Origin of the sequence: Uliginosibacterium aquaticum (assembly GCF_012972705.2) — a bacterium.
Taxonomy (GTDB): Bacteria; Pseudomonadota; Gammaproteobacteria; order Burkholderiales; family Rhodocyclaceae; genus Uliginosibacterium; species Uliginosibacterium aquaticum.
In genome coordinates this window covers 1,603,960-1,629,642 of record NZ_JABCSC020000001.1, presented here as the reverse complement: position 1 = coordinate 1,629,642, position 25,683 = coordinate 1,603,960, and the positions used below count along the sequence as shown (strand labels likewise).

The following is a 25,683-nucleotide window of genomic DNA, read 5'->3' as shown; positions in this document are numbered from 1 at the left end:
AGCGCAAAGTTTTGTCGCATACCTGCCCGTATTGCGCCCTTCCAGCAAGGCTTTCGGGCTGACATTGGCAAATGCAATTGCACATAGGGAGCCGCATAGCCAATTGCAACTGGCTATCAAATCACTGTGCTCTAGCTTGGAATGTGTAGCGAATTCAAAAAGCCGCGCTTGGCGAGGCGAACAAGCAGCAGAGGAGCCCGAGATGTTAACGATGCAAGACTGCCTGGACTACTGTGACCTGACCGATGAAGAAGTTGAACTGTTTGCCGAACACGAACACATCCCGCAGGAAATCGCCGGCCCGATGGCCTGTAGTCTGGTGCAGACCGACGAAGGCGTGAAGATGATCTGCAGTTGCCTGTCAGACCTCGTATCTGACGCCATGACGCAAGGTGCTATCGACAAAGCCGAACACGTGCTTCATGTGTATGCCGAATTCCGTTCGGCACATCCGGTCTAGCGATCCTCTGCGTCTCGCGCCGCGCGATCCAGCCCCTTAAGGTGGGCGAGCTTCTGGGCAATCTTGCCCTCCAGGCCACGATCGGTTGGCTCATACCAGCTGATCGCAGGCATCCCCTCTGGCAGATAATCCTCACCCGCAGCATAAGCGCCAGGTTCATCGTGTGCGTAGCGGTATTCCTTGCCGTAGCCCAGCTCCTTCATGAGCTTGGTCGGCGCATTACGCAAATGAATCGGTACCGGACGGCTAACGTCCTGTTTCACGAAGCGGCGTGCCTCGTTGTAGGCCATGTAGGCCGCATTCGATTTGGCGGCCACCGCCAGATACAGCACCGCCTGAGCCAGTGCCAGTTCGCCCTCGGGTGAGCCGAGGCGCTCGTAAGTCTGGCAGGCTTCAAGCGACATCGTCAGCGCGCGTGGATCGGCCAAGCCGATATCCTCTACAGCCATACGCACGATGCGCCGTCCCAGATACAGCGGATCCGCACCACCATCAAGCATGCGCACGAACCAGTAGAGTGCTGCATCAGGGTTCGATCCACGCACTGATTTATGCAGCGCAGAAATCTGGTCGTAAAAAGCTTCGCCGCCCTTGTCGAAGCGGCGCAGATTCTGGGCCAGCGTCGATTCGGCGAACTCCCCGGTGATTTCCTTCACCCCGGCAGCACTGGATGCAGTTTCCAGGGTTTCCAGCACGTTCAGAAAACGCCGTGCATCCCCATCGGCCCAGCCGATCAGGCGATCGCGCGCTTCGTCAGTAAATCGGAGTGTCGGCAGAGCTTCACGGCTGGCGCGGGCAAAAAGTTGCTGCATATCCTCTGGTTTGAGGCTATCCAGCACATACACGGCGGCGCGTGAAAGCAGCGCCGAATTGACTTCAAACGACGGGTTTTCAGTGGTCGCGCCAATGAAAGTCAGCAAACCGGATTCAACGTAAGGCAGGAACGCGTCCTGCTGACTCTTGTTGAAGCGGTGCACTTCATCCACGAACAGGATGGTGCGGCGGCCGGTGGTGCCCTGCAGCATTTCGGCCTGAGCCACCGCCTCGCGAATATCCTTGACGCCTGCGAACACCGCCGACAAGGCCATGAACTCGGCATCGAAATGTCGTGCCATCAGGCGTGCCAGCGTCGTCTTGCCCACCCCTGGCGGCCCCCACAGAATCATCGAGTGTGGCTTGCCAGACTCCACCGCCAACCTCAAGGGTTTGCCCGGCCCGAGCAGATGGATCTGGCCAACCACATCGTCAAGCGTCTGCGGCCGCAAACGTTCAGCAAGTGGAACCTTGTCAGGCGCTGGCGGGCTTGAGAAAAGATCGGCCATTCAGTCTGGCCTACTCGCCCACCACATCCGCCCCCTTGGGCGGCGTGAAGCGGAAAGCATCGGCCGGCAGCGCCGGATTGCGTTCAAAAGCGGAAAACTGCAGCACGGTGAGCTGGCCGAAGTTGTCGCGCACTTCCATGGCCTGCGGCAGATTGCCTTTCATGCCGATACGCACCCGTTCGAAGCCAGCTTCGTTGCTGCGCGGCGTGGCTTCCACCCATTCCAGTCCGTCAGCAACACCATCCTCGCGCAGGGAGAAGTTCTTCTGGAAATCATTACTTCCCGCCAGCAAGGCTGCCGGGGTGGCGCCGAGCGCCTGGCTCATCGGCTTGATCACGACCTGATTGAGCTCTTTGTCGTAACTCCACAGCTTGCTGCCATCAGCAACGATCAGCTGGTTGTAAGGCTTGGTGTACTCCCAGCGAAACTTGCCGGGGCGCAGGAAGCTCATCGTGCCGGAGGCGTTCTGCCCGGCTCGGCCAGTTTTCGAGATGACTTTCTGGGTAAAGCTGGCGCGCGCCGTCTTGCTACCGTCCAAAAACTGCTGCAACTGTTCGATAGCGGCGGCAGAAGCAAGTGTCGGCGCCGCCAGACACAGCAGCGAAAGAAGCAGTTTTTTCATACAGGAAATTCCGGAAAAGAGTTATTGCTCGCGGGCAGGTGCCAACACTTCGCGGTTACCCGTGGCATTGGCCGACGACACCAAGCCAGCCTGCTCCATCTGTTCGATGAGGCGCGCCGCGCGGTTGTAGCCAATGCGCAGATGGCGTTGCACCAGCGAAATCGACGGGCGACGGGTCTGCAGCACCACCGCCACGGCCTTGTCGTAAAGCTCATCGGCTTCGCCACCGCCGTTGCCGGATTCGCCGAAGATGTCAGAGCTGAGCTCGCCGCCCTCTTCCGTGGCGCCCGACAGCATGCCTTCGATGTAATTGGGCTGACCAGTGCTTTTGAGATACTCGACCACCTTGTGGACTTCCTTGTCGTCCACGAAAGCGCCGTGCACCCGCGTCGGAAAACCGGTACCAGGGGCGAGATAGAGCATGTCCCCCATGCCCAGCAGGGACTCAGCCCCCATCTGATCGAGGATGGTGCGCGAATCAATCTTGCTGGAGACCTGGAAGGCCATGCGCGTCGGGATATTGGCCTTAATCAGGCCGGTAATCACATCCACTGATGGGCGCTGGGTGGCGAGCACAAGGTGAATACCCGCCGCGCGCGCTTTCTGCGCCAGACGCGCAATCAGCTCCTCGATCTTCTTGCCGACCACCATCATCAAGTCGGCCAGCTCGTCGATCACCACCACAATCAGCGGCATGTGTTCCAGTGGCTCGGGATTTTCGGGAGTCAGCGAGAAAGGATTCTTGATCGGTGAGCCGGCCTTCACCCCATCAGCGATCTGTTTGTTGAAGCCAGCCAGGTTACGCACGCCCATGGCGGACATCAGTTTGTAGCGGCGCTCCATCTCACCCACACACCAGTTGAGCGCATGCGCCGCGTGCTTCATGTCGGTCACAACCGGCGCCAGCAGATGCGGAATGCCTTCGTAAACAGACAGTTCCAGCATTTTCGGGTCTACCAGAATCAGACGCACCTTGTCCGCCTCGGCCTTGTAGAGCAGCGACAGGATCATCGCGTTGATGCCCACCGACTTGCCCGAACCGGTCGTGCCCGCCACCAGCAGGTGCGGCATCTTTGCAAGATCCGCCACCACCGGGTTGCCGCCGATATCCTTGCCCAGCGCCACGGTCAGCGGCGAATGCATGTCGTGATAGACCTTGGAGCCGATGATTTCCGAGAGACGCACGGTCTGGCGCTTCACGTTCGGAATTTCGAGGCCCATGCAGGCCTTGCCTGGGATCGTTTCGACCACCCGGATGCTCATCACCGACAAGGCGCGCGCTAGATCCTTGACCAGATTCATGATCTGGGCACCCTTCACACCGATGGCTGGCTCGATTTCGTAGCGCGTGATTACTGGGCCGGGATAAGCCGCCAGCACCTTCACCTCGACACCGAAGTCCGCCAGCTTCCGTTCAATCAGGCGCGAAGTGTATTCAAGGGTTTCGACAGACGGCGGCTCCACGTCGTTGCTCGGCGCATCCAGCAGGGTCAAACCGGGCAGGCCGGCGCCCGCAGGCGTTTCGCCAAACAGGCCAACCTGGCGCTCCTTGTCCGCTTTCGGGGCCTCAACGATCTTGAGCGGCTCGGCCTTCATGACCGGTTCGATATGGATCGCCACCGGCGGCGCATCCTCACGTTTCTTGCGCTCGCGCTTGACCTTTTCTTCGCGTTTGACAGCAATTTCCTTGCCCGCCTGACGATCACGCCAGGAATGCAGCTTGCGCAGGATGAAGGCCCACGAAAGCTCCAAGCCCAGCCCAAGCTTCTCCACTGCTTCGACCAGCGAGAAACCGCCAAACAGGCTCAAGCCACCCGCCCACGCTGCCAGCATGAGCAGCGTGCCGCCAGTAAAACCGAGATAGCGCACCACCAGTCGGCCAAACTCGGTACCGATCACGCCACCGGGCTGGCCCGGCAACAGGGCATGGCTGGTATGAAAGCGCACCGCTTCAATGCCGCAACTGGTCAGCAACAGGATTACAAAACCTGCCAGCACGATGAACAACGAGCGGCGGTCGGATTCAAGCTCGTTGCGGAAACGACGCCCGCCGAGGAAGAGCCCCCAGAACATCAGCACCACCAGCAACCAGGCCGAGCTACCGAAGAGCTGGAGCAGCATATCGGCAAACCAGGCGCCGAAGCGCCCGCCAGGATTGGCAATCTGGCCAACCTCAACGGCATGGGACCAGCTCGGGTCGGCCTTGCTGTAGCCCGCGAGGATCATCGTCAGATAAGCGCCCGCAGCCCCCAGAAGCAGCCAGCCGGCCTCGCGCAACAGGAGGCCGATCTTTTCTGGCAGGGGCTGACTTGCGGGACGCGAAGAGGCTCTGAACAACATGAGGTTGCCGGGGGCAGACAGGATGCGGCCGATTATACCGCGCGGGCTGGCTGCTCTCGCGGCCGCCCGCATCAGGCGTCGGCCACCTGTTCGATGATCACCAGACCATCCGGCGTTTCTTCAAGCAAGCCGCGTGCTTGCAGATCCTTCATAACGCGCGAAACCATCTCACGCGAAGCGCCGATCATGCGGGCAATGTCCTGCTTGGAAATTTTCTTGCGCACGACGCTACGACCGTCGACCGTCTCGGCCATATCCAGCAACAGACGGGCCACGCGCCCATACACATCCATCAAGGCAAGACTTTCAATCTTGCGATCAGCTGCACGCAGCCGACGCGCCATGTTGCACATCACGCGCAGGCAAACCTCGAAGTTGTGCGCCATGATCTGGCGGAAATCGGCTTGCGGGATCACGATCAGATCGGAAGCCGCCACTGCGGTCACCGTAGCGGAACGGGGCTCCTCATCCAGCACCCCCATTTCGCCAAAGACATCGCCCTGACCGATGATAGTCAGGATCACCTCACGGCCATCTTCATCGCTGACAAGTACTTTGAGACTGCCATTCAGTACGAAATAGACGTTATCGGTCAGCTCTCCGGCCTGAACCACCGTAGTCCCACGTGCTACCCGGCGCAGGGTTGCGCAGCGGGCTACTTCTTCGAGACGCTCGGCGTCCAGTCCCTGAAAGATCGGCACCGTTCGCAGCGCAGTTGCAGAAATCGTGTGCTTGATTGCCATTAACCCTCCGTGCCGGCCGCAGCCTGTGCGCGGGAAATCCTGATTGAAATGCCAACTTGTGCCACGAGTATATGTGACAAGCATCACGCTTGGAAACATCCTGCATTCACAATCACCGATAGCTGACAAGTAGTGCCCACCAATGCCTCCGATTGGCAGGGACAATCAGGGAGGGAGCCAAGCGCTCGGCTATAATCTGGCACAAGAAATTTTCCCGAAGGAGCCCATCATGAGTGGAACGACCCAGCATCATCCCCTGATCATCCTTGGCTCCGGCCCTGCCGGCTATACCGCGGCCGTTTACGCTGCGCGTGCCAATCTCAAGCCGGTGCTGATCACCGGCATGGCCCAGGGCGGCCAGCTGATGACGACGACCGAAGTCGATAACTGGCCGGCTGACGCCGACGGTGTGCAAGGCCCCGATCTGATGGCCCGCTTCGAAAAACACGCGCGCCGCTTCAACACCGAGATCATTTTTGATCACATCCACACGACTAAGCTGACCGAGCGCCCCTTCACGCTGGTGGGGGACGCCGGCACTTACACTTGCGATGCGCTGATCATCGCCACCGGCGCCACGGCTAAGTATCTGGGCCTGCCCTCGGAAGAGAAGTTCTCCGGTCGCGGCGTGTCGGCCTGTGCAACCTGTGACGGTTTTTTCTACAAGAATCAGGAAGTTGCCGTGATCGGCGGCGGCAACACCGCTGTGGAAGAGGCGCTGTATCTGGCCAACATTGCCAGCAAGGTGACGCTGGTGCATCGCCGCGACAAATTCCGCGCTGAAGCCATCATGGTCGACAAGCTCATGGAGCGTGTCCAGGAAGGCAAGATCGTACTGGAGCTGGATTCGACGCTGGATGAAGTCCTCGGCGACGCCAAGGGCGTGAACGGCATGCGCATCAAGAACCTCAAGACCGGTGCCGCCAAGGACATCGCGCTGCTAGGTGTGTTCATTGCCATCGGGCACGCACCGAACACCGATATCTTCAAGGGCCAACTGGACATGAACGAAGCTGGTTACCTGACAGTGCAGACTGGCCAGCATGGCAACGCCACCCAGACCACCATCAAGGGCGTGTTTGCTGCTGGAGATGTGGCCGACCACAACTACCGTCAGGCCATCACCTCGGCGGCCACCGGCTGCATGGCCGCACTGGATGCAGAGCGCTACCTCGGCGGACTCTAAGCTGCATGAGCAAGACCCGCTTGCCTGCGCTGGCCGAACTCAAGCGCAAGCTCAAAGCACAACCCGCCCCACGGCGGGTTGTTGCCGTTGACGCGCAGGATGAAGCCAGCCTGCTGCGCGAAGCCTTGTCCGGTGTAAAGGCCTTGCCGCCCGGCAACCATGCCGAGATCGAGCGCCCCAAGCCGGCGCCCATTCCGCGCACGCGCAGTGCCGAAGAGCTGGCGCCACCCACCGTCGTACAGACGAATCAGGACGAGTGGATTCCCGCAGCTTGGCTGGCCGAAGATGCCAAACCGCTGGCGGGCGAAACCAGCGATCTGGCTGCTGCTCTGCGCGGGGTAAAACCCATCCAGAACACACGCGTGGAGATCGAAGCGCCCAAACCCAAGCCGCTACCGCTCCAACTGGAGCGCGATGAGGCGGCGGCACTGGCCGAATCCATCTACGCACCCACCTCCCTGGATCTGCACCTGGAAGGCGGCGACGAGCTGTTTTATCTCGCCAACGGCGTGCCGCGCGCGATCATCCGCGACCTGCGCCGAGGCCGCTGGGTTGTTCACGATCAGGTCGACCTGCATGGCTGCAACCGCGATGAGGCACGCGATCTGCTGGCGGCCTGCATGGGGCGCTGGAAGAAGGAAGGCATCCGCTGCGTGCGCGTGGTGCACGGCAAAGGGCGAGGCTCCCCCGGCCGCGAACCGGTGCTGAAGAAACTCGTGGCGGGCTGGCTGATGAACTACGCAGACGTGATGGCTTACTGCCAGGCACGCCTGCCGGATGGCGGCGCCGGCGCCCTGATCGTGTTGCTCAAGGCTTCGCGGACAAGTTCATTGCTGTAGGAGCTGCAGCTCTACCATAGGGCCGACTTCTGTCGCACAGCAGACCTGCTTGGCCGACTGAAGTCAGCCCTGCAACTCAATCCTCGAGCTCTTCCTCAGCCGCATCCGGCTTGGCCCGGTCATCTGGCAGCGCCAACGCTTTGAGACGCTGATGCTCAGCGATCATCGCCAGTCGGGTTTCCGGCGTTTCCAGCGTGATACGCCCGAGACGCCCGTCGCGGTAATCCTGCAGCAGGGTCAGTGCGGCTTTTTCCAGATCCAGCCCACCGCCCTTGATGCGAAACCCACGCCGCTTGCCGATGGCTTCCACCACCGCCACGCCGTCCATGCCCTTCACGTCAAAACCATAGCGCTCGACAAGGTTCTGTGAATAGCGCGCCAGAAGCACGTCCGCCAGGAAACTTGCCACCTCCTCATCGATCACCGCATTGCGGCCGATCGCGTGGCTGGCAGCAAGCATGTAGCCATCACTGTCGAACTCGATCTTGGGCCACATCATGCCGGGCGTATCAACCAGGGTGTGACGGATATCGATATCGGCACGTACCTGATTCTTGGTCACTGCCGGCTCGTCGCCCACGGCCGAAAGCTTGCGCCCGAGCAGCGCGTTCATCAGGGTGGATTTTCCGACGTTCGGAATCCCCATGATCATCATGCGCAGCGGCTTCACGTTGTCGTTGCGGTGTGGTGCCAGCGGCCGGCACAAGCCGGGCACACGCGCCACGTCGGAGGCCTTCTTGCAGGACAAAGCGACCGCCTTGACGCCCGCTTGCTGGTTGAAATACTCCAGCCAGGCCGCCGTCACAACAGGATCCGCCAGATCCGCCTTGTTCAGGATCTTCAGGCAGGGGCGCTGACGATGCTGGCGCAACTGCGTGATCATGGGGTTGCAACTGGCCTGCGGCAGGCGTGCGTCGAGCACCTCGATGACCACATCGATGTTCTCCATGGCGTCGGCCGCTTTCTTGCGCGCCGAGGTCATGTGTCCGGGAAACCACTGGATAGCCATATGCCGCTTATTTGATGCAAAGGGTGGAATTGTCCCACGCCTGCCCTTAGGCTGTCGCGTAGAAACAGGAAGCCACCTCTTTTGCTGCCCTCCATGCAAACCTCATTTTTCGAACTCTGGCGCCAGTTCTGGGCGCATGACAAGACCAGCGACAGTGTGAAGGTAGCGCTGGCCCTGGGCGGCGTGGTCTGGCTGTGCCTGACACTTGACCGGCCGGAATGGCTGATCGGCCCGATCCTAGGCGTGATTGCTGCGGCACTGGCCGAGACCGAAGATCGCCCGCTGGGCCGCCTGCTGGCGGTACTCGTCACCCTCTCCTGCTTCGCCGCCACGGCTTTTTCGGTGCGCTTGCTGTTTGCCTGGCCCTGGTTCTTCGTGTGCGGGCTGCTGCTCTCTACTTTCGGCTTCGTGATGCTGGGCGCGATCAGCGAGCGCTACGCGCGGGTTGCCAGCGCTTCACTGATTTTGGGCATTTACGCCATGCTCAGCGCCAGCCGGCCCGGACAGGAGCTGGCGCCGATCTGGCATGAGCCGCTGCAACTGCTTGCCGGTGCAGCCTGGTATGAAGGGATTTCCCTGGTATGGGTACTGGCTTTCGCGGCGCGCCCAGCCCGCCAGATCCTCGCCTCAGTCTATCTGGGGCTGGCCAGTTACCTGGCCTTGAAAGCCAAACTGCTGGAGCCAATTCCAGGCCGTCACCCGGACGCCCTGCGCTTGGCGCTGGCCGAACACAACAGCCTGTTGGTGCAGCGCATGAACCGGGCCCGTCAGGTGCTATTGGGCTGGATGAAGGATGGCCAGCCGCGTCCGCGCAGTGCGCGATTTCTGAAGTGGTATTTCCTGGCGCAAGACATCCACGAGCGCGCCAGCTCCTCTCACCAGAGCTACACCGAACTTTCCCGGGTATTTGCACGCAGCGACATCCTCTTCCGCTGTGCCCACCTGATGAGCCTGCAGGGCGAAGCCTGCGCCAAGCTGGCCCGCGCCATCGCGCTGGACAAGTACTTCAACTACGGCCGCGACAGCCTGCCAGCCCTCGATGAGCTCGGCGCCGCCCTGAGCCATGTACAAGCCAGCACCGAGACCGACTGGCGCCGCAACGCCGATCCGGTGGCCGATCTCACCCGCAATCTGACCACCATCGACCGCCAGCTCTCCAACGCAGGCAATCCCGACGCTCTGCTGCAGACGGACGACACCACCCTGCGCGACAGCAATCCGGCCAGCCTGCGCGAAGCGCTACAGCGCATCCGAATGCAGTTCACCCCGAAGTCCGGCCGTTTCCGCCATGGCTTGCGCCTGAGCCTGGCGCTGGCCGCCGGTTACGGCCTGCTGCATCTCTTGAACCTGCCCCAGGGTTACTGGGTGATGCTGACCACGGTTTTCGTGCTGCAGCCGACTTACAGCGACACCTGGAAGCGCCTCGGCCAGCGTGTGAGCGGCACCCTGCTGGGCCTGCTCGGCGGCTGGGCCTTTCTGCATCTGTTCCCGCAGGATGAAGCCCAGCTCGGGCTGGCCGTCGCCTCCGGCGTGGCCTTCTTCTTCTGGCGTGCAGACCGCTACATGCTGGCCACCGCCAGCATCACGGTACTGGTGCTGCTGTGCTTCAACCAGCTGGGCAGCAGCTATGCGCTGATCTGGCCGCGCCTGCTCGACACCGTGCTCGGCGCGCTACTGGCCGGTGGCGCAGTCGCCCTGATCCTGCCGGACTGGCAAGGCCGGCGCCTTCATCTGGCGATGAGCAAGACCCTCTCACGCTCCAGTACTTATCTGAATGAAGTCCTCGCCCAGTACAACAACGGCAAGGACGATCACCTCGGCTACCGCATCGCCCGGCGCGATGCCCACAACGCCGATGCCGAACTCTCGCTGACCCTCTCAGCCATGCTCGGCGAGCCCGACCAGCACCGTCTCACCCCGGAGCAGGCTTTCCATTTCCTCACCGCCAGCCACACCCTGCTCGCTTACATCTCGGCGCTTGGGGCTCACCGCGAGAAGATCAGTCAATGGCAACACGGCCAACTCGTGGCAGAAGCCGGTCGCCAGGCTTGCGATTGCCTGGCAAAGCTGGCGACAGCCTTTGAGCAACGCCAGGTCGTGACGGCAGAAGCGCTGCCACTCCCTTCCCTGACGGCGCTGGACGAAATCCCGTCGGACACTCCGCCGCAGGAGCGGCGCATCATCCGCCAGCTGGCTCTGGTCAGCCATCTGCTGCCGGAACTGGCCGCCGTGTCGGCAAACATGTGGGGAGAGAGCGGCGCGAGCAGGTAAAATGGCGGTCTCCGTTTTACCCTCCTGAATAGTCATCAGGCCCCTGCCATGCTCCGTCTGCACGAAATCAGGCTGCCCCTCGATCACACTGAGGCCGCCCTGCCCGCCGCCATCCTTGAACGCCTGGGCATCCCTGCCAGCGATCTGCTCTCCTTCAAGGTCTACAAACGCAGCCCGGATGCGCGCAAGAAGAGCGCCATCCTGCTGAGCTATGCGGTGGACGTCGAGCTGCGCGATGACGCCGCTGTCCTCGCACGTTTTGCCGGCAAATCCCACATCGGACCAACGCCGGACATGGCCTACAGATTCGTGGCCCGTGCGCCGGAAAACCTCACGGAGCGCCCGGTCATCATCGGCTTCGGCCCCTGCGGCATCCTCGCCGCGCTGGTGCTGGCACAAATGGGTTTTCGCCCCATCGTGCTGGAGCGCGGCAAAGCGGTGCGCGAGCGCACCCAGGACACCTGGGGCCTGTGGCGCAAGCAGAAGCTCAATCCGGAATCCAATGTGCAATTTGGCGAAGGCGGCGCCGGTACTTTCTCCGACGGCAAGCTCTACAGCCAGATCAAGGACCCGCGTTTCCTGACCCGCAAGGTGCTGGACGAATTCGTGAAGGCCGGCGCGCCCGAAGAAATCCAGTGGATCAACCGCCCGCACATCGGCACCTTCCGCCTCGTCGGCATGGTCGAGAAGATGCGCGCCGAAATCATCGCGCTGGGCGGTGAGATCCGTTTCGAGAGCAAGGTTGAAGACATCGCCGTCGACAATGGACAGGTCACAGGTGTGACCGTAAACGGCGAGTTCATCCCCTCGCGCCATGTGGTGCTGGCAGTGGGCCACAGCGCCCGCGACACCTTCCAGATGGTGCATCAGCGCGGCATCTATGTCGAAGCCAAGCCCTTCGCCATCGGTTTCCGCATCGAGCATCCGCAAAGCCTGATCGACGCCTGCCGTTACGGCAGCTTCGCCGGCCACGAACTGCTTGGCGCAGCCGATTACAAACTGGTGCATCACGCAAAGAACGGCCGCGCCGTATATTCCTTCTGCATGTGTCCGGGCGGCACCGTGGTGGCCGCCACCTCGGAAGAAGGGCGTGTGGTTACCAACGGCATGAGCCAGTACTCTCGCAACGAGCGCAATGCCAATGCCGGCCTCGTAGTGAACGTGAATCCGGAAGACTTTGGCGCCACCCCTGAGAACCCGCTCGCCGGCATGGACTTCCAGCGCCACTGGGAATCGCGCGCCTTTGAGCTGGGCGGACGCAATTACTTCGCACCCGCGCAGCGGGTCGGCGATTTCCTGGCTCGCCGCCCGTCTACGCAACTCGGCAGTGTGGAGCCTTCTTACAAGCCGGGCGTCACGCCGACCGATCTTTCCACCGCCCTGCCGGATTACGTCATCGAAGCCATGCGCGAAGCGATCCCGGCCATGGCTCGCCAGATCCGTGGCTACGATTTGCCCGACGCGGTGCTTACCGGGGTGGAAACGCGCACCTCCTCGCCGATCCGCATCAAGCGCGGGCCGGACTACCAGAGCATCAACACCCGCGGCCTCTATCCGGGCGGCGAAGGCGCCGGTTACGCCGGCGGCATCATGTCTGCCGCGGTAGATGGCATCGAGCTGGCCGAGGCCGTGGCGCTGGATATCGTCGGCAAGGCCTGAAGCGCCTCTTCGGTACGCAGTGGCCCTACCCGAGGCAGGCGGATGATGAAAGTCGTCCCTGCTCCGGGCCGGGATTCGAGCGTGATGCTGCCGCCCAGTACTCCGCTCACGATGCCGTAGCAGATATACAGGCCCAACCCGTTGCCGCCCTGCCCCAGCCGAGTGGTAAAGAAGGGATCGAAGGCATGATGCTGCACATGCTCAGTCATGCCGCAGCCATCGTCACTGACCTTAAGCTCCACTGTATCGGCATCCAGCAGGCACGCTTCTACCCGCACGCCGCCTTCTTTTCGGCCGGTAAAGCCGTGCAAGACCGCATTACCCACCAGATTGCTGAGCACCTGGCCGAGCGGCCCCGGATAGCTGTCCAGGCTTATATCCTCCGGTACGTTCAGTTCCACCCGCACCGGGCTGTGCCGAAGCTGGGAGTGCAGGGTGGCCAGTATTTCGCGTGCTACCTCAGCCAGGCGGAACTTGCGCCGGCGCATGCTCTGCTGGTCAATCGCCACTTCCTTGAAGCTGGAGATCAGCTCTCCGCTCTTGACCAGCAGGCCCTCCAGCATGGCCGAGGCTTCACGCACGGTCTCCACATAATCGGCCAGCTGGGATTTGCGCAACTCGCCCGCATTGATGGCTCCATCAAGAAGCACGGACTTTTCCTTCAAGGTCGAAGCCACCACCAGCGCACTGCCGATCGGTGTATTCAGCTCGTGCGCCACGCCAGCCACCAGACTTCCCAGCGAAGCCATTTTCTCGGCCTGCACCAACTGCTCCATGGCCCGCTGCAGATCACGATTGGACTGCTCGAGCTCACCCGTGCGGCGCTGCACCCGCAACTCCAGCTCAAGATTCAGCGCACGCAGGGCTTCCTCGCTGCGAGCCAGCTCCTCGCTGATCTGCTGGGCATCCGTGACATCAAACACCAGTGCATCAATCCATTGCACCTGTCCATTTTCGTCATAGCTCGCCGCACCGCGCTCATGCACCCAGCGCACCACGCCATCAGCCCGACGGATACGATATTTGAGTTCGTAGTCCAGATGCAGATCCAGCGCCCGGGCCACCTCGCTGGCCACCCGCTCAACATCTTCCGCAACAATCAGGTCTGCATAGGCCTGATCGCGATTGCCGATCAGGGCCTCGGGTGGATAGCCGGTGATCGAGAGGCAACGCGCACTCATGAACTCCATGGTCCATTGCGGATCATTCGCGCAACGCAGCACCAGACATGGCAACTGGGCCAGCAGCGTGCGGTAGCGGGCTTCGCTGCGCGACAGTTCGGACAGGGTCAGCGCCCGTTCCGCCGCCAAGCGCGAATTGCGCTCACCCCAGCGCAAAGACATCACCAGCAAAAGCCCCAGCAGTATCAGACTCAGAACGCCCCCGCCCAACGTCAGGTCGGCCAGCGCGTATTGTGGCCCACCCAGAGCAAGGGGCAGGGCATCCCATTCAAATATCCACTCAGCCTGATAGGCCTGCAGACGCTGTTCGATCTTCAATGCAGGCGCGAGCCCCACGCCCGGCGTGGCGATGACAGGAAAGTCCTTGTCCTGATAGCCATCTGGCTGCACGGCCGGTTGCACCTGAAGACGCATGCGCAAGCCTTCATCCTCGGCATCCAGAATGCGGTGGCGCAGCACATTGCCCAGCGGAATTTCGTACAGCAAGGCTCGCCCTCCTCCCCGCTCATCGATGCGGGAGGCAAAGTAGAGCAGCCAGTCGTTGCCGACGCCTGCTTCAAGCACAACCTGCGGCCGACCGCTGCGCAGCACCTCTGTGAGGCTGCGCGCCATCGCGGAGTCTGCATCGAAACGACGTCCGACTCGCATGTAACTCCCTGCCCAGGCGTTGCCATCCTCAATCAGCCACGCCCCGCCACTTCGCGGCAGCACGAGGGCCACATAGGGGTTTTGCAGGGCGGCTTCCGGGCTATCGGTAATCCGCCGCAGAGCTTCTTCCAACTCAGCGCGAGTAACCAGCTCCGAACCTGCGTACAGCACTTCAATCGGCTTGAGCTGCAGCCAGGCTCGCTCCAGACTGCCCAGTAAGCCCTCGGAGTGATTCTCAACGCGCGCCTGCAGCAGGCTCTGCCAGTGCTGCAAGGCCTGCCCCCGCATCCCTTGCCAGGCCGCCAGAAGCAGGCCGAGCGCCACCACCAGCCCGAAAGCCAGAAGGAAGCGAAGGCGGTTGCGACGCTGGGACGACAGTTGCAAGATTCTCCCCTGAACACATGACAGCGAGCGGCAGCACAATTAACGGTTGTTCCGGCTGGCAGCTTGAGGACAGGCTAAAATCCGCCCTCCGCTGCCACCGCACCGCAGCGGCCCTCACTCGAAAGGCACTGCTTGACTCCCCTGCTGCACTGGTCCGAACTTGGCCAGCCCCGCACCTCTCGCTGGCAATCGGAAGCCGCCGCACCGCTTCCCACGGAACTGCGCCTGATTGACGACACCCTGCCCGCAGCCGAAGCCTGGCGCCTCGCGCAGGCCGGCGTGAGTCTGTTGTGGCGAGGCGACTGGCAGAACGCGCGCCATCTGCTGCAGGCCATGAGCCGCCGCGCGGACAAACAGCAAAGCCGCCCCGGCAAAGCGCCCGCCACAGCCCTCCAGGCCTTTCGCCAGCACCGCCAACAGCAGGCTACGCGTGCACAAACTCTGGCGCGCCTGCTGATCGAAGTCGACGCAACTCACTCTATTCAGGCCCGCCGTGCGCAGGATGTGACCCAAGCCTGCCTGGAGGCCTACGGCCCGGTCGACACCGGCTATGTGGTGTCGCTGCGCGAATTGCTCGGGGTGGTCAGTGCCCATGAGTGGCGCAAGAAAGGCGTGCAGGTAGCGGCACTGGGCGACACGATTCACGCCCACTACGGCGTGTTCTCGCCCCTGCGCGGCGAGTATCTGGATCTGATCGCCAAGGCGCCCCTGCCCGGCAAAAGCACCGCCTTCGACATCGGCACCGGCAGCGGCGTGATCGCCGCCCTGCTCGCCAAACGGGGTGTCGCGCAGATCGTTGCCACCGACATGGCCCCGCGCGCGCTGGCCTGCGCAGCGGACAATCTGCAACGCCTCGGGCTGACGAATCAGGTGGAGCTGCTGCAGGCCGACCTATTTCCGCCCGGCCAGGCCAAACTGATCGTGTGCAACCCACCCTGGCTGCCGGAAACGCCGACCTCGCCGGTGGAAGCGGCCGTGTACGACCCCGACAGCCGCATGCTGCGCGGTTTCCTCGCCGACCTGCCCGCGCATCTTGCGCCCGGCGGCGAGGCCTGGCTGATCATTTCGGACATTGCCGAGTTGCTCGAATTGCGCTCGCGCGAGGAGCTGCTCGGCTGGATCGACGCTGCTGGCCTGCACGTGATCAATCGTCTCGATACCCGCCCGCAACACCCAAAAGCCACGGATGCCAATGATCCGCTGCATGCGGCACGCTCGCGGGAAGTGACTTCGCTGTGGCGTCTGGCCAAGGCCGCATGATGAACTCGCCCGAAATTCTAGACCCCGCGCTCCACACCCTGCGCCACACCTTCGGCTACCCTGCATTCCGCGGCGAGCAAGCGGCCATCGTCGGCCATGTGCAAGGCGGAGGCGACGCGCTGGTGCTGATGCCCACCGGCGGCGGCAAGTCGCTGTGTTACCAGATTCCCTCGCTGCTCCGTGAGGGCTGCGGCATCGTCGTCTCGCCGCTGATCGCGCTGATGCAGGACCAGGTTCAGGCCTTGTGCCAGCTGGGCGTGCGCGCCGCCTTCCTGAACTCCACGCTGGAAGCTGCCGAAGCCAGCGCCATCGAGCGCCGACTGCTGGCCGGCGAACTCGATCTCCTCTACGTCGCCCCCGAGCGCCTGCTCAATCCGCGCTGCCAGGGCCTCATCGAATCCTCGCGCATCGCCTTGTTTGCGATTGACGAGGCGCACTGCGTCTCGCAATGGGGCCACGATTTCCGCCCCGAGTATCGCCAGCTCACCATCCTGCACGAGCGCTTCCCGAACATTCCGCGCATTGCGCTGACCGCCACGGCGGACGCCGCCACCCGCGCCGAGATCATCGAGCGCCTGGCGCTGGAAGAGGCGCGCGTCTTCGTCTCCAGCTTCGACCGGCCCAACATCCGCTACACCGTGGTGGAGAAGGACAACCCACGCAAGCAACTACTGAAATTCATCCGCACCCACCACGAGGGCGACGCCGGCATCGTGTATTGCCTCTCGCGCAAGAAGGTGGAGGAAACTGCCACCTGGCTGCGCACCGAAGGCATCTCGGCCCTGCCCTATCACGCCGGGCTGGACGCCGCCGTGCGCGCCGATCACCAGACCCGCTTCGTGCGCGGCGACGGCATCGTCATGGTGGCCACCGTGGCCTTCGGCATGGGCATCGACAAGCCCGATGTGCGCTTCGTCGCGCATCTGGATTTGCCCAAGTCGCTTGAAGCCTACTATCAGGAAACCGGCCGGGCGGGCCGCGACGGCCTGCCCTCGAACGCGTGGATGGCCTATGGCCTGCAGGACATGGTGCTGCAGCGCGAGATGATCGAGCAGTCACAAGCGCCGGACGAAGTGAAGCGTGTTGAGCGCCGCAAACTCGAAGCCCTGCTCGGCTACTCGGAAGCCCCGGCCTGCCGCCGTGAAGTGTTGCTGCGTTACTTCGGCGAAGAATCCACGCCCTGCGGCAACTGCGACATGTGCATCACGCCGCCCGAGACTTTCGATGCATCCCTGCCCGCGCAGCAAGCCTTGTCCACCATCTACCGCAGCGGCCAGCGCTACGGCGCAGCGCACATCATCGACATCCTGATGGGCAAGTCTGTCGCCAAGATCACCGAGCGCGGCCACGACAAGCTCAGCACCTTCGGCATCGGCAAGGCACTACCCGAGGCGCAATGGAACTCGCTGCTCCGCCAGTTCGTCGCCCAGGGCCTGCTCGGCGTGAACGAGTTCGGTGGCCTGATGCTGCTGGACGCCTGCCGCCCGGTATTACGTGGCGAAGCCACCTTCATGGCCAAACGCGTGCGCGCCGCCGCGCCCAAGGCAGCTGCCAGCGTGCGCCGCGAAATGGAGTTCGAATCGGACGAAGCACGCACCCTGTGGGCCGCATTGAGACAGTGCCGACGCGATCTCGCCGAAGAGCAGAACGTGCCCGCTTACATGATCTTCGGCGACGCCACGCTCAAGCAGATGCTGGAGCACCGCCCGATGAGTCTGGAAGCCATGTACGAGCTCTCCGGCGTGGGCGATCGCAAGCTTGATGCTTACGGCATGCAGTTTCTGGAAGTGGTTCAGAACCACCAGCGCAAGCACGGCTGAATCAGAGCGTGACCAGCTTCCATTTTGTAGGGCCGACTTCCGTCGGCCACCATGCGGCTAAAGCCGCACCTACTTCATCTACACAATCCTCGCCAGCAAACGATCCAGCTGATTGGCAAAAGCCTGCCGGTCTGCCTGGCTGAAGGCGGCGGGGCCGCCGGTTTGCACGCCACTGCTGCGCAGGCTTTCCATAAAATCGCGCATCGACAGGCTCTCGCGGATATTGGCGGCGGTGTATAGCTCGCCACGCGGGTTGATGGCACTCGCGCCGCGCTCGATCACCTGCGCCGCCAGCGGGATATCCGCCGTCACCACCAGATCGCCCGGCAGCACCTGGGCGGCGATGTAGTTGTCGGCTACATCAAAGCCTGAAGGCACCTGCACGGCACGGATATGCAGTGATGGCGGCGTGCGCAACATCTGGTTGGCGACCAGAATGGTTTCGAGCTGTTTGCGGGTGGCGGCGCGGAAGATGATTTCCTTGATCACCACCGGGCAGGCATCGGCATCCACCCACAGGCGCGGCCGGGTCTTGCCGGTTTCGCTTATGCCCGCACTCATGGCAAATCCCAGATCGTCTTGAGCGAATCGCGCAAGCCCATTAGCAGTGGATCCCCCTCGCGCTCGGAGGGGTAGATGAACTGCAAAGGCGCGCGGCTGACGACTTCACCGCCACGCCACAATACAAACGCACCATCCGCCGCAAAGCGCCTGGCAGTGCGCTCGGCCAGCAATGCGAGGCCCAGCCCGTTCTTGATGAGTTCGGCCAGCGTCGCCTCATCATCGAACTCCCCCACCACCCTTGGATGGATGTTGTGCTGACGCCAGAGTTCGGCGGTCATGGTGGCGATCGTCGAGCGTGGCGAGACACCCAACCAAGGCGTATTGTTCATTTGCTGCCAGTCAGCATGAGCCAGGGCATCGGCCAACTCAGAGGGAATCGCCACGCAGAAGCCCAGTTCGGCCAGGGTGATCGCAGACATGCCGGAAAAACTGTCCCGGCCCAGAAAGAATCCGCAATCAAGGTTATTGCGGCGGATCTCGCCAAGCAGATCGCGCGACAGCCCAAGGCGCGTATGCACTTCCAGCAAAGGATGGCGCCGCTGTACATCTCGTAGCCACTGGCCAAGACGCAGGCGCGCCGGCACGATCAGGGTACCGATTCGGACCCTTCCGCGCAGCTCGCCTTCCATGCTTTTCGCGTGGTCAATCAGGGCGCGCGCATCGCTCAACACACGCTCGGCATCGACCAGCAAGCGGCTGCCGGCGTCGGTGAGTTGCACACCGCCGGCCACCCGGTCGAACAGGCTCACCCCAAGCTCTTCCTCCAGCGCCTTGATCTGTGCCGTGACGGCTGGCTGCGAGAGATGCAGCAGTTCGGCAGCCTGGGTCAGATGCCCCTGGCGGGCAACGACCTGGAAGCTGCGCAGCTGATAAAGTTCCATGACATTCCGATAATGGTTAACACCTAGCCGGGACTTTTGCCCGAATGGTCGGAGCCTCCTGAAAATCCTTGCTCTGCAAGCTTTTCAGATTGTGCATCGCTGTGAATGATATCGCCTATCAGGAATAGTCATTAGCCACGAAGACCATGACTTGAATAGAGTCTGAGCAACCCGACTGTTAGCCGGGCCCATCCTCGGAGGAGAGACATGACTTCACCCACGATCGAACGGATACAAAATAATCCGAAGTTCATTGCCATGGTTCACACCAAGCGTGTGTTCTCGTGGTCCCTGTCCATCATCATGCTGGCCATCTACTGCGCCTTCATCCTGATCATCGGTTTCAAGAAGGAACTCTTCGGCACGCCACTTGGCCCGGACACCGTCATCACCTGGGGCATCCCGGTCGGCGTCGGCGTGATCCTGTCGGCGTTTGTGCTGACCGGGATCTACGTGCGCCGAGCCAATACCGAGTTTGACCAGCTGACCCGCGAAGTGGTCGAGGAGGCACAGCAATGAAGCGTCTTTCCATCTTCCTCATGAGCCTGCTCTCAAGCCTGCCGGTATGGGCGGCCGATGCCATCGGTGGCGCGGTTGAAAAGCGCTCGCTGAACGTCTCGGCCATCGTGATGTTTTTCATCTTCGTCGGCGCCACGCTCTACATCACCTACTGGGCCGCCAAGCGCACCCGCTCGGCGAAGGACTTCTACGCCGCTGGCGGCGGCATTACCGGCTTCCAGAACGGTCTGGCGATTGCGGGCGATTACATGTCAGCCGCTTCCTTCCTCGGGATTTCGGCACTGGTATACGGCTCCGGCTATGACGGGCTGATCTACTCGATCGGCTTCCTGGTCGGCTGGCCAGTAATCACCTTTCTGGTGGCCGAGCGCCTGCGCAACCTGGGCAAGTACACCTTTGCCGATGTGGCCTCCTACCGACTGCAACAAGGCCCCGTGCGCTCCTTCTCGGCAGTGGGCACCCTGGTCACTGTAGCGCTTTACCTGATCGCCCAGATGGTGGGAGCGGGCAAGCTGATCCAGTTGCTGTTCGGCATGGATTACAGCTCGGCAGTCATTCTGGTCGGCATCCTGATGGTGATGTACGTGATGTTCGGCGGCATGCTCGCCACCACCTGGGTGCAGATCATCAAGGCCGTGCTGCTGCTCTCGGGCGCATCCTTCATGGCTTTCATGGTGCTGAAGATCTCCGGCTTCAGCATTGAAACCATGTTCAGCAAGGCCATCGAAGTACATCCCAAAGGCACCGCAATCATGTCGCCGGGGGGGCTCGTGTCCAACCCGATTGATGCGATCTCGCTGGGCATTGGCCTGATGTTCGGCACCGCTGGCCTGCCGCACATCCTGATGCGCTTCTTCACCGTGGCGGACGCCAAGGAAGCACGCAAGTCGGTGTTCTTCGCCACCGGCTTCATCGGCTACTTCTACATCCTGACCTTCATCATCGGCTTCGGCGCCATCATGCTGGTGCTGAACCAACCGCAATACACCGATGCCAAGGGTCTGATCGGCGGCAACAACATGGCGGCCATCCATCTGGCCAATGCCGTGGGGGGCGACCTCTTCCTCGGCTTCATCTCGGCCGTGGCTTTTGCCACCATCCTCGCCGTGGTATCGGGCCTGACGCTCTCCGGCGCCTCGGCCGTATCGCACGATCTGTATGCCAGCGTGTGGCGCCATGGCCGCAGCAGCGAAGCGCAGGAAATCCGCGTATCCAAGATCGCCACCGTATTCCTGGGCATCGTCGCGATCCTCCTGGGCATCGCCTTCGAGAAACAGAACATCGCCTACATGGTCGGTCTGGCTTTCTCGATTGCCGCTTCGGCCAACTTCCCGGTGCTATTCATGTCCATGTTCTGGAAAGGACTCACCACACGTGGCGCAGTGCTCGGCGGTGTGATCGGCTTGGTTTCGGCCGTCACCCTGATCGTGCTCGGCCCGACGGTATGGGTGGATGTACTCAAGAACAAGGAAGCCATCTTCGCCTACAAAAATCCGGCCCTGTTCTCGATGACAGCCGCCTTCTTCTTCACCTGGCTGTTCTCGGTGCTGGATAACAGCGAATCGGCCAACAAGGAGCGCGCAGCCTTTCTGCCCCAGTTCATCCGTTCAATGACCGGCGTGGGGGCCGAAGGCGCGACCAGCAAGCACTGATTTCCTCCCGCAGCAACTTGCCCCGGGCCTCGGCCCGGGGTTTTTCATTGTGCCGCACAACATCCGAAGGCGAACCTGAGTGACCACCCCATTCGACTTCAACCACGCTCCGTTTGACTGCCTCAGCCCCGCTGAGCGCCAGCGCCTCGGCGAGTGTGTCGATGTCGCCTATTTCCCGAAAAATGTCTGTCTGCACGAAGCCAACAGCCCGGTCGACACACTCTATGTGGTGATCAAGGGCCTGATTTCCGAACATGGCGAGGGTGAGATCCTCGGCTACTACGGTCCACAGGACATCTTCGATGCCCGCGCCATGCTCAGCGGCCGCGCCCAGCACCGCTTGATAGCGGTGGAAGACACCTTGGTGTTCTGCCTGCCACGCGAGCAGGTGCTCGATCTCACTCAGCGCAACCCGGTTTTTGGAGCCTTTTTCTACCAGGACGTGGCGGCACGCTTCGCAGTACTGGCCAATCGCCCTCTACAAGGACAGCTACAGTCCATGCTGATGAGCCGGGTGGACGCAGCCTACCTCTCCAAAGCCCTGTGGGTAGAGGCTCAAGAGCCGGTGCTGGCCGCAGCCAAACTGATGCAGAAGCACCACGCCACCTGCGTACTGGTGCAGGGCGAGAAAGAGGCGGGCATCTTCACACGCTCGGATCTGCGTGATTTCGTGATCAGCGAAGCCCCTGCTGCCAGTACCCCGGTCGGCCCGCTGGCGCGCAGCCCGCTGCTCACCATCGAAGCTGAGGCCTATCTGTATCACGCTCAGTTGCTGATGGCTACGCACACCATCCAGCGCCTGGTCGTCACCCGCAAGGGCGAGATCATCGGCATCCTTGAGCAGGTCGAGTTGCTATCCTTCCTCTCCAATCAGTCCCACATCGTGCTGGCCCAGATCGAGCGCGCCGAATCCATCGTCGAGCTGATGGCGGCTAATCGCGGCATGGAAGAGCTGGTTGCGCTGCTTCATCGCAACGGCGTGAAAGTCAGCCAGATCGCCGATCTTCTGAGCGAGTTGCGCCGCCACCTGCTCGGCCGTGTATTCACACTGCTGGCGCCGCCTGAAATGCTGGCACACACCTGTCTGCTGGTACTGGGCTCGGAAGGGCGCGGCGAGCAGATACTCAAGACCGATCAGGACAACGCACTGCTCATCGAGGACGGCTTCGAGCACCCCGATCTTGCCGCCATCTGCGAGCGCTTCACCCAGACCCTGCTGGCCTTCGGCTACCCACCTTGCCCTGGCGGCATCATGCTGAACCAGCCGGACTGGTGCTGCGGGGTCAGCGAGATGCGCAGCCGCCTACTCGGCTGGATTCGCAGCGCCAGCGCCGAGAATGTGATGCGTCTGGCCATCTGGGCCGATGCCCGTCCGATCGCCGGCAAGGCCAGCCTGCTGGGACCGGTACGCCTGCAGGCGCTGCCCGAGCTGGACGCCCCTTTCCTCGCCCGCTTCGCCCTGCCGGTGTTGCAGTTCGACGTGCCGCTGTCCCTCTTCTCACGCCTGGTACTCGATGCCGGCAGTGAACGCGACCGGCTGGACATCAAGAAGGGCGGCATTTTTCCTCTGGTGCACGGCCTGCGCAGCCTCGCCCTCGAAGCCAGCATCGAAGCAGCCAACAGCTATCAGCGCATCGATGCCTTGCTGGCCTGCGGTCAGTTGCCCACCGAGCTGGCGCAGGATCTGCGCGAAACGCTCAGCTTTCTGCATGGACTACGCTTGCAGCACGGTCTCAACGCCATCGCCCAGGGCCGCGCGCCGGACAATCTTATCGAGCCCGCAGCACTCTCCACCCTAGAACGCGATCTGCTCAAGGACGCGCTGGGGGTAGTCAAGCGTTTCCGCCAGCTTATCGAGCACCACTTCCAGTTGGCCCGCCTCGGATGAACCTGCTCAATCGCCTCAGCCGCTGGCGCGCCCGCCGCGCTCTGCGCGATCCGGCTTACGCCTTCCTCTTCGCCAGGCCGCCAGCCAATGAATGGATCAGCATCGACTGCGAGACCAGCAGCCTCGATCCGCAGCAGGCCGAGATCCTGAGCATTGCCGCAGTGCCGGTGCGTGCCAACCGCATCTACCGCTCCGAAGCCCTGCGCCTGATGCTCAAACCGGAGGGCAGCATCGCGCCTGGCAGCATTCCGATCCACCAGTTGCGTGCGCAGGATGTGGCAAACGGCCTCAGCGTGGACCAGGCATTACCCCTTCTACTCGATTTCATCGGTGCCCGCCCCCTGCTGGGGTATTACCTTGAATTCGATCTGGCCGTGCTCAACCGTCAGATCCAGCCGCGCCTGGGCATCCACTTGCCCAACCCGGCCATCGAAGTCTCCGGCCTTTATTACGACCGCAAGGTCACCGCTTACCGCCCTGAAGTGGACCTGCGTCTCTCCAGCATCCTGCAGGATCTGGATCTGCCGGATCTGCCACGCCACGATCCACTCAACGATGCGGTGCTCGCTGCGATGATTTTTCTCAAGCTCAGCCGCATGAATCCAGATCAAGATTCAGAATTCTGATCAAGCTCATCAGAAAATAAAATTCAGGATGGATGTCTGCAGTATTCCAGTCAACCAGTTGACTGCAAGATAACCCGGCAGCGCCTCGACCAGCCCGCCTGTGCCGGCGTACAGTAGCAACCCGCGCAGCACAGTCCGCCTCCATGCTTACCGAAGTCCTTTCCCCTGCCCAGCTCGTCGGCTATGTAGCTTTCATCCTCGGCGTTGCATCCTTCCTGCAGAAAAGTGATCGCCACTTCAAGCTCTACATGTTCGGAGAGTGCATCGCCTACGTGATCCATTTCTGGCTGCTCGGCAATCCCACCGCCATGGCTAGCTCAAGCATCTCGGCGATCCGTTCAGCGCTCTCGCTCTACACCCGTTCGATCTGGGTAGCGATCACGGTGGTGATCGTGAATCTGGCACTGGGCATCACCCTGGTCCAGCACTGGTGGAATTGGTTTCCGCTGATCGCGTCCTGCGTCGGCACTCTTGCCCTGTTCCTGCTTCACGGCGTGCGCATGCGCGTAGTGATGCTGCTGGGCACACTGCTATGGGTGGCCAACAACATCATCTCCGGTTCGATTGGCGGCACTGCGCTGGAAATAGTGATCCTGGCCGTGAACAGCCACACGATCTGGCGCATGCGACGCGATGCACGCCTTGCGCAGGCCTCCGAAGCGCATGCACACAAGGAAATCACGCCATGAGCAGCGCGTGGGGCTGCCCGCACGACGCGAACGGCCTCTGTCAGCGCGTTCAGGGCGCCATCTGTTCGCCAGGCATGCGCGGCTGCGAACTCGAAGGCAAGGTACGCTTCGCCAATCCGGAGCTGAATGCCCTGCGTAAGCCACAACGCGCCGAGCTCGGCCCCGCTCCCGATGCCCCCATCTCTCCTGCCAAAGGCCGACGGCGCCTGCCTTTCTGAGTTTTCCGTATGTGCAAGGCGTCCATTGCGACGATTCGTTCTGGCAAGCGGCGCGAGCCGGCGTATGCTGGTCGTCCCTCCTCCGAAGCCGCGAGTGCAAGTCACTCCTGCCATGATCGAAGCCCTCCTGCTCACAACCACCCGCATCGTCACTTACTACGGCGAGCAATCCCTGACCAACGCCAGCGGCTTCTTCTTCGCTCGCGGCGAGCGCCTGTTCCTGGTCACCAGCCGCCATGTGATGTTCGACGAACCCAGCAAGCACAGCCCGGATCGGCTGGTGATCGAGTTGCATACCGATCCGCACAACATGGCCAGTTCCACAGGTTTCTCGATTCCGCTCTACCGTCACGGCAAGAGTCTGTGGCGCCAAGGCAGCGACGGCTCCGGTGAAATCGATGTCGCCATTATCGAAATCGAACGCACCGCCTTACCTGCGGGCAGCGTCATTGCCACCTTCGGGCCGGAGAATCTGGTCACCCCGGCAGACCAGATCGAAGCCGGAGAATCGATTCTGATCCTGGGTTTTCCGCTGGGTTTTCACGACGACTTCCATCACCTGCCGGTCGTGCGCCAGGCGGGCATCGCCTCTTCTTTCGGCATGCGCTTTCAGGGCGAAGGCTACTTTCTCACTGATGCCCGCACCCATCGCGGCGGCAGCGGCGCACCGGTCGTCAAACGCCGGGCCGCAACGCTTTGCACGCAGGGGCAGCTGCCGTGGGTCCTGCTGGGCATCCATTCGGCCCGCCTCGATGTGGGCAGCCGTGATCTGAAGCTGGATGAAGCGCTGGGTCTTAACTGCGCCTGGTACGCCGATATCCTGCTGACCCTCACGGCCGACTGAACCGCGCCCCAGCCCTCCAACGTCCGCGCAAGAAAAAGGGCTGTGGCGTCTGAAGCCA

General features: G+C 62.1%; 22 protein-coding genes. 14 read left to right on the top strand and 8 right to left on the bottom strand.

From position 1 onward, the window contains the following. Positions 1 to 202: 202 nt before the first annotated feature. Positions 203 to 460, top strand: coding sequence for a hypothetical protein (locus tag HJ583_RS07260; RefSeq protein WP_235943708.1), 258 nt, complete (start codon positions 203 to 205; stop codon positions 458 to 460). On the opposite strand, the gene HJ583_RS07255 is transcribed toward HJ583_RS07260, so the two are convergent. From HJ583_RS07255 to HJ583_RS07240, 4 genes are all read right to left on the bottom strand, one after another. Beyond that, positions 457 to 1,782 (bottom strand): replication-associated recombination protein A, encoded by a 1,326-nt coding sequence (locus HJ583_RS07255; protein ID WP_170021253.1) that lies wholly within the window; start codon positions 1,780 to 1,782, stop codon positions 457 to 459. The two genes, HJ583_RS07260 and HJ583_RS07255, sit on opposite strands and share 4 nt — an antisense overlap. Positions 1,783 to 1,792: 10 nt before the next feature. Beyond that, positions 1,793 to 2,404 (bottom strand): outer membrane lipoprotein chaperone LolA, encoded by a 612-nt coding sequence (gene lolA, locus HJ583_RS07250; RefSeq protein ID WP_170021252.1) that lies wholly within the window; start codon positions 2,402 to 2,404, stop codon positions 1,793 to 1,795. Positions 2,405 to 2,425: 21 nt separating this feature from the next. Further along, positions 2,426 to 4,744, bottom strand: coding sequence for a DNA translocase FtsK (locus HJ583_RS07245; RefSeq protein ID WP_101942895.1), 2,319 nt, complete (start codon positions 4,742 to 4,744; stop codon positions 2,426 to 2,428). A gap of 71 nt (positions 4,745 to 4,815) precedes the next feature. Beyond that, on the bottom strand, positions 4,816 to 5,487 hold the full coding sequence (locus HJ583_RS07240) for a Crp/Fnr family transcriptional regulator (RefSeq protein ID WP_101942896.1): 672 nt from the start codon (positions 5,485 to 5,487) through the stop codon (positions 4,816 to 4,818). Between the two features lie 229 nt (positions 5,488 to 5,716). On the opposite strand from HJ583_RS07240, the gene trxB reads away from it, so the two are divergent. Further along, complete coding sequence (trxB, locus tag HJ583_RS07235; RefSeq protein ID WP_170021251.1) at positions 5,717 to 6,673, top strand: thioredoxin-disulfide reductase; 957 nt, start codon at positions 5,717 to 5,719, stop codon at positions 6,671 to 6,673. Between the two features lie 5 nt (positions 6,674 to 6,678). Further along, a complete protein-coding gene (locus tag HJ583_RS07230; protein ID WP_170021250.1) occupies positions 6,679 to 7,512 on the top strand; it encodes a Smr/MutS family protein in 834 nt (277 codons plus the stop codon). A 76-nt stretch (positions 7,513 to 7,588) separates the two neighbouring features. Here HJ583_RS07230 and ylqF read toward each other — a convergent pair whose 3' ends face one another. Then, complete coding sequence (ylqF, locus tag HJ583_RS07225) at positions 7,589 to 8,521, bottom strand: ribosome biogenesis GTPase YlqF (protein ID WP_170021249.1); 933 nt, start codon at positions 8,519 to 8,521, stop codon at positions 7,589 to 7,591. Positions 8,522 to 8,614: 93 nt separating this feature from the next. On the opposite strand from ylqF, the gene yccS reads away from it, so the two are divergent. Next, complete coding sequence (yccS, locus tag HJ583_RS07220) at positions 8,615 to 10,792, top strand: YccS family putative transporter (protein ID WP_170021248.1); 2,178 nt, start codon at positions 8,615 to 8,617, stop codon at positions 10,790 to 10,792. 48 nt (positions 10,793 to 10,840) lie between these two features. Then, positions 10,841 to 12,451, top strand: a complete 1,611-nt coding sequence (locus HJ583_RS07215) for an NAD(P)/FAD-dependent oxidoreductase (protein ID WP_170021247.1) — start codon at positions 10,841 to 10,843, stop codon at positions 12,449 to 12,451. On the opposite strand, the gene HJ583_RS07210 is transcribed toward HJ583_RS07215, so the two are convergent. Then, entirely contained in the window at positions 12,367 to 14,664 is a 2,298-nt protein-coding gene (locus HJ583_RS07210; RefSeq protein WP_170021246.1) for a PAS domain-containing sensor histidine kinase, read from the bottom strand. The genes HJ583_RS07215 and HJ583_RS07210 overlap by 85 nt on opposite strands. 132 nt (positions 14,665 to 14,796) lie before the next feature. On the opposite strand from HJ583_RS07210, the gene HJ583_RS07205 reads away from it, so the two are divergent. Together HJ583_RS07205 and recQ are read left to right on the top strand one after the other, a co-directional pair. Beyond that, entirely contained in the window at positions 14,797 to 15,924 is a 1,128-nt protein-coding gene (locus tag HJ583_RS07205) for a methyltransferase (RefSeq protein WP_235943707.1), read from the top strand. Next, entirely contained in the window at positions 15,924 to 17,744 is a 1,821-nt protein-coding gene (gene recQ / locus HJ583_RS07200; RefSeq protein WP_170021362.1) for a DNA helicase RecQ, read from the top strand. Before HJ583_RS07205 ends, recQ begins: the two co-directional genes overlap by 1 nt. A 78-nt stretch (positions 17,745 to 17,822) precedes the next feature. Here recQ and HJ583_RS07195 read toward each other — a convergent pair whose 3' ends face one another. Further along, positions 17,823 to 18,305: a YaiI/YqxD family protein gene (locus HJ583_RS07195; RefSeq protein ID WP_170021245.1), complete on the bottom strand. Its 483-nt coding sequence runs from the start codon at positions 18,303 to 18,305 to the stop codon at positions 17,823 to 17,825. After that, the gene (locus HJ583_RS07190) at positions 18,302 to 19,189 is read right to left on the bottom strand and encodes a LysR family transcriptional regulator (protein WP_170021244.1); all 888 of its coding nucleotides are present in this window, start codon (positions 19,187 to 19,189) and stop codon (positions 18,302 to 18,304) included. The genes HJ583_RS07195 and HJ583_RS07190 overlap by 4 nt, the downstream gene beginning before the upstream one ends. 207 nt (positions 19,190 to 19,396) lie before the next feature. Here HJ583_RS07190 and HJ583_RS07185 point away from each other — a divergent pair, with 207 nt between their 5' ends. From HJ583_RS07185 to HJ583_RS07155, 7 genes are all read left to right on the top strand, one after another. Further along, the gene (locus HJ583_RS07185) at positions 19,397 to 19,708 is read left to right on the top strand and encodes a DUF485 domain-containing protein (protein ID WP_101942910.1); all 312 of its coding nucleotides are present in this window, start codon (positions 19,397 to 19,399) and stop codon (positions 19,706 to 19,708) included. After that, positions 19,705 to 21,360 (top strand): cation acetate symporter, encoded by a 1,656-nt coding sequence (locus HJ583_RS07180; protein ID WP_170021243.1) that lies wholly within the window; start codon positions 19,705 to 19,707, stop codon positions 21,358 to 21,360. The genes HJ583_RS07185 and HJ583_RS07180 overlap by 4 nt, the downstream gene beginning before the upstream one ends. Before the next feature lie 79 nt (positions 21,361 to 21,439). Then, a complete protein-coding gene (locus HJ583_RS07175) occupies positions 21,440 to 23,248 on the top strand; it encodes a putative nucleotidyltransferase substrate binding domain-containing protein (protein ID WP_170021242.1) in 1,809 nt (602 codons plus the stop codon). Next, positions 23,245 to 23,874, top strand: coding sequence for a 3'-5' exonuclease (locus HJ583_RS07170; RefSeq protein ID WP_170021241.1), 630 nt, complete (start codon positions 23,245 to 23,247; stop codon positions 23,872 to 23,874). Before HJ583_RS07175 ends, HJ583_RS07170 begins: the two co-directional genes overlap by 4 nt. Before the next feature lie 143 nt (positions 23,875 to 24,017). Then, on the top strand, positions 24,018 to 24,563 hold the full coding sequence (locus HJ583_RS07165; protein WP_101942916.1) for a YgjV family protein: 546 nt from the start codon (positions 24,018 to 24,020) through the stop codon (positions 24,561 to 24,563). After that, the gene (locus HJ583_RS07160; RefSeq protein ID WP_170021240.1) at positions 24,560 to 24,781 is read left to right on the top strand and encodes a hypothetical protein; all 222 of its coding nucleotides are present in this window, start codon (positions 24,560 to 24,562) and stop codon (positions 24,779 to 24,781) included. Before HJ583_RS07165 ends, HJ583_RS07160 begins: the two co-directional genes overlap by 4 nt. 94 nt (positions 24,782 to 24,875) lie before the next feature. Continuing rightward, positions 24,876 to 25,625, top strand: coding sequence for a trypsin-like peptidase domain-containing protein (locus tag HJ583_RS07155; protein ID WP_328824848.1), 750 nt, complete (start codon positions 24,876 to 24,878; stop codon positions 25,623 to 25,625). Positions 25,626 to 25,683: the final 58 nt, after the last annotated feature.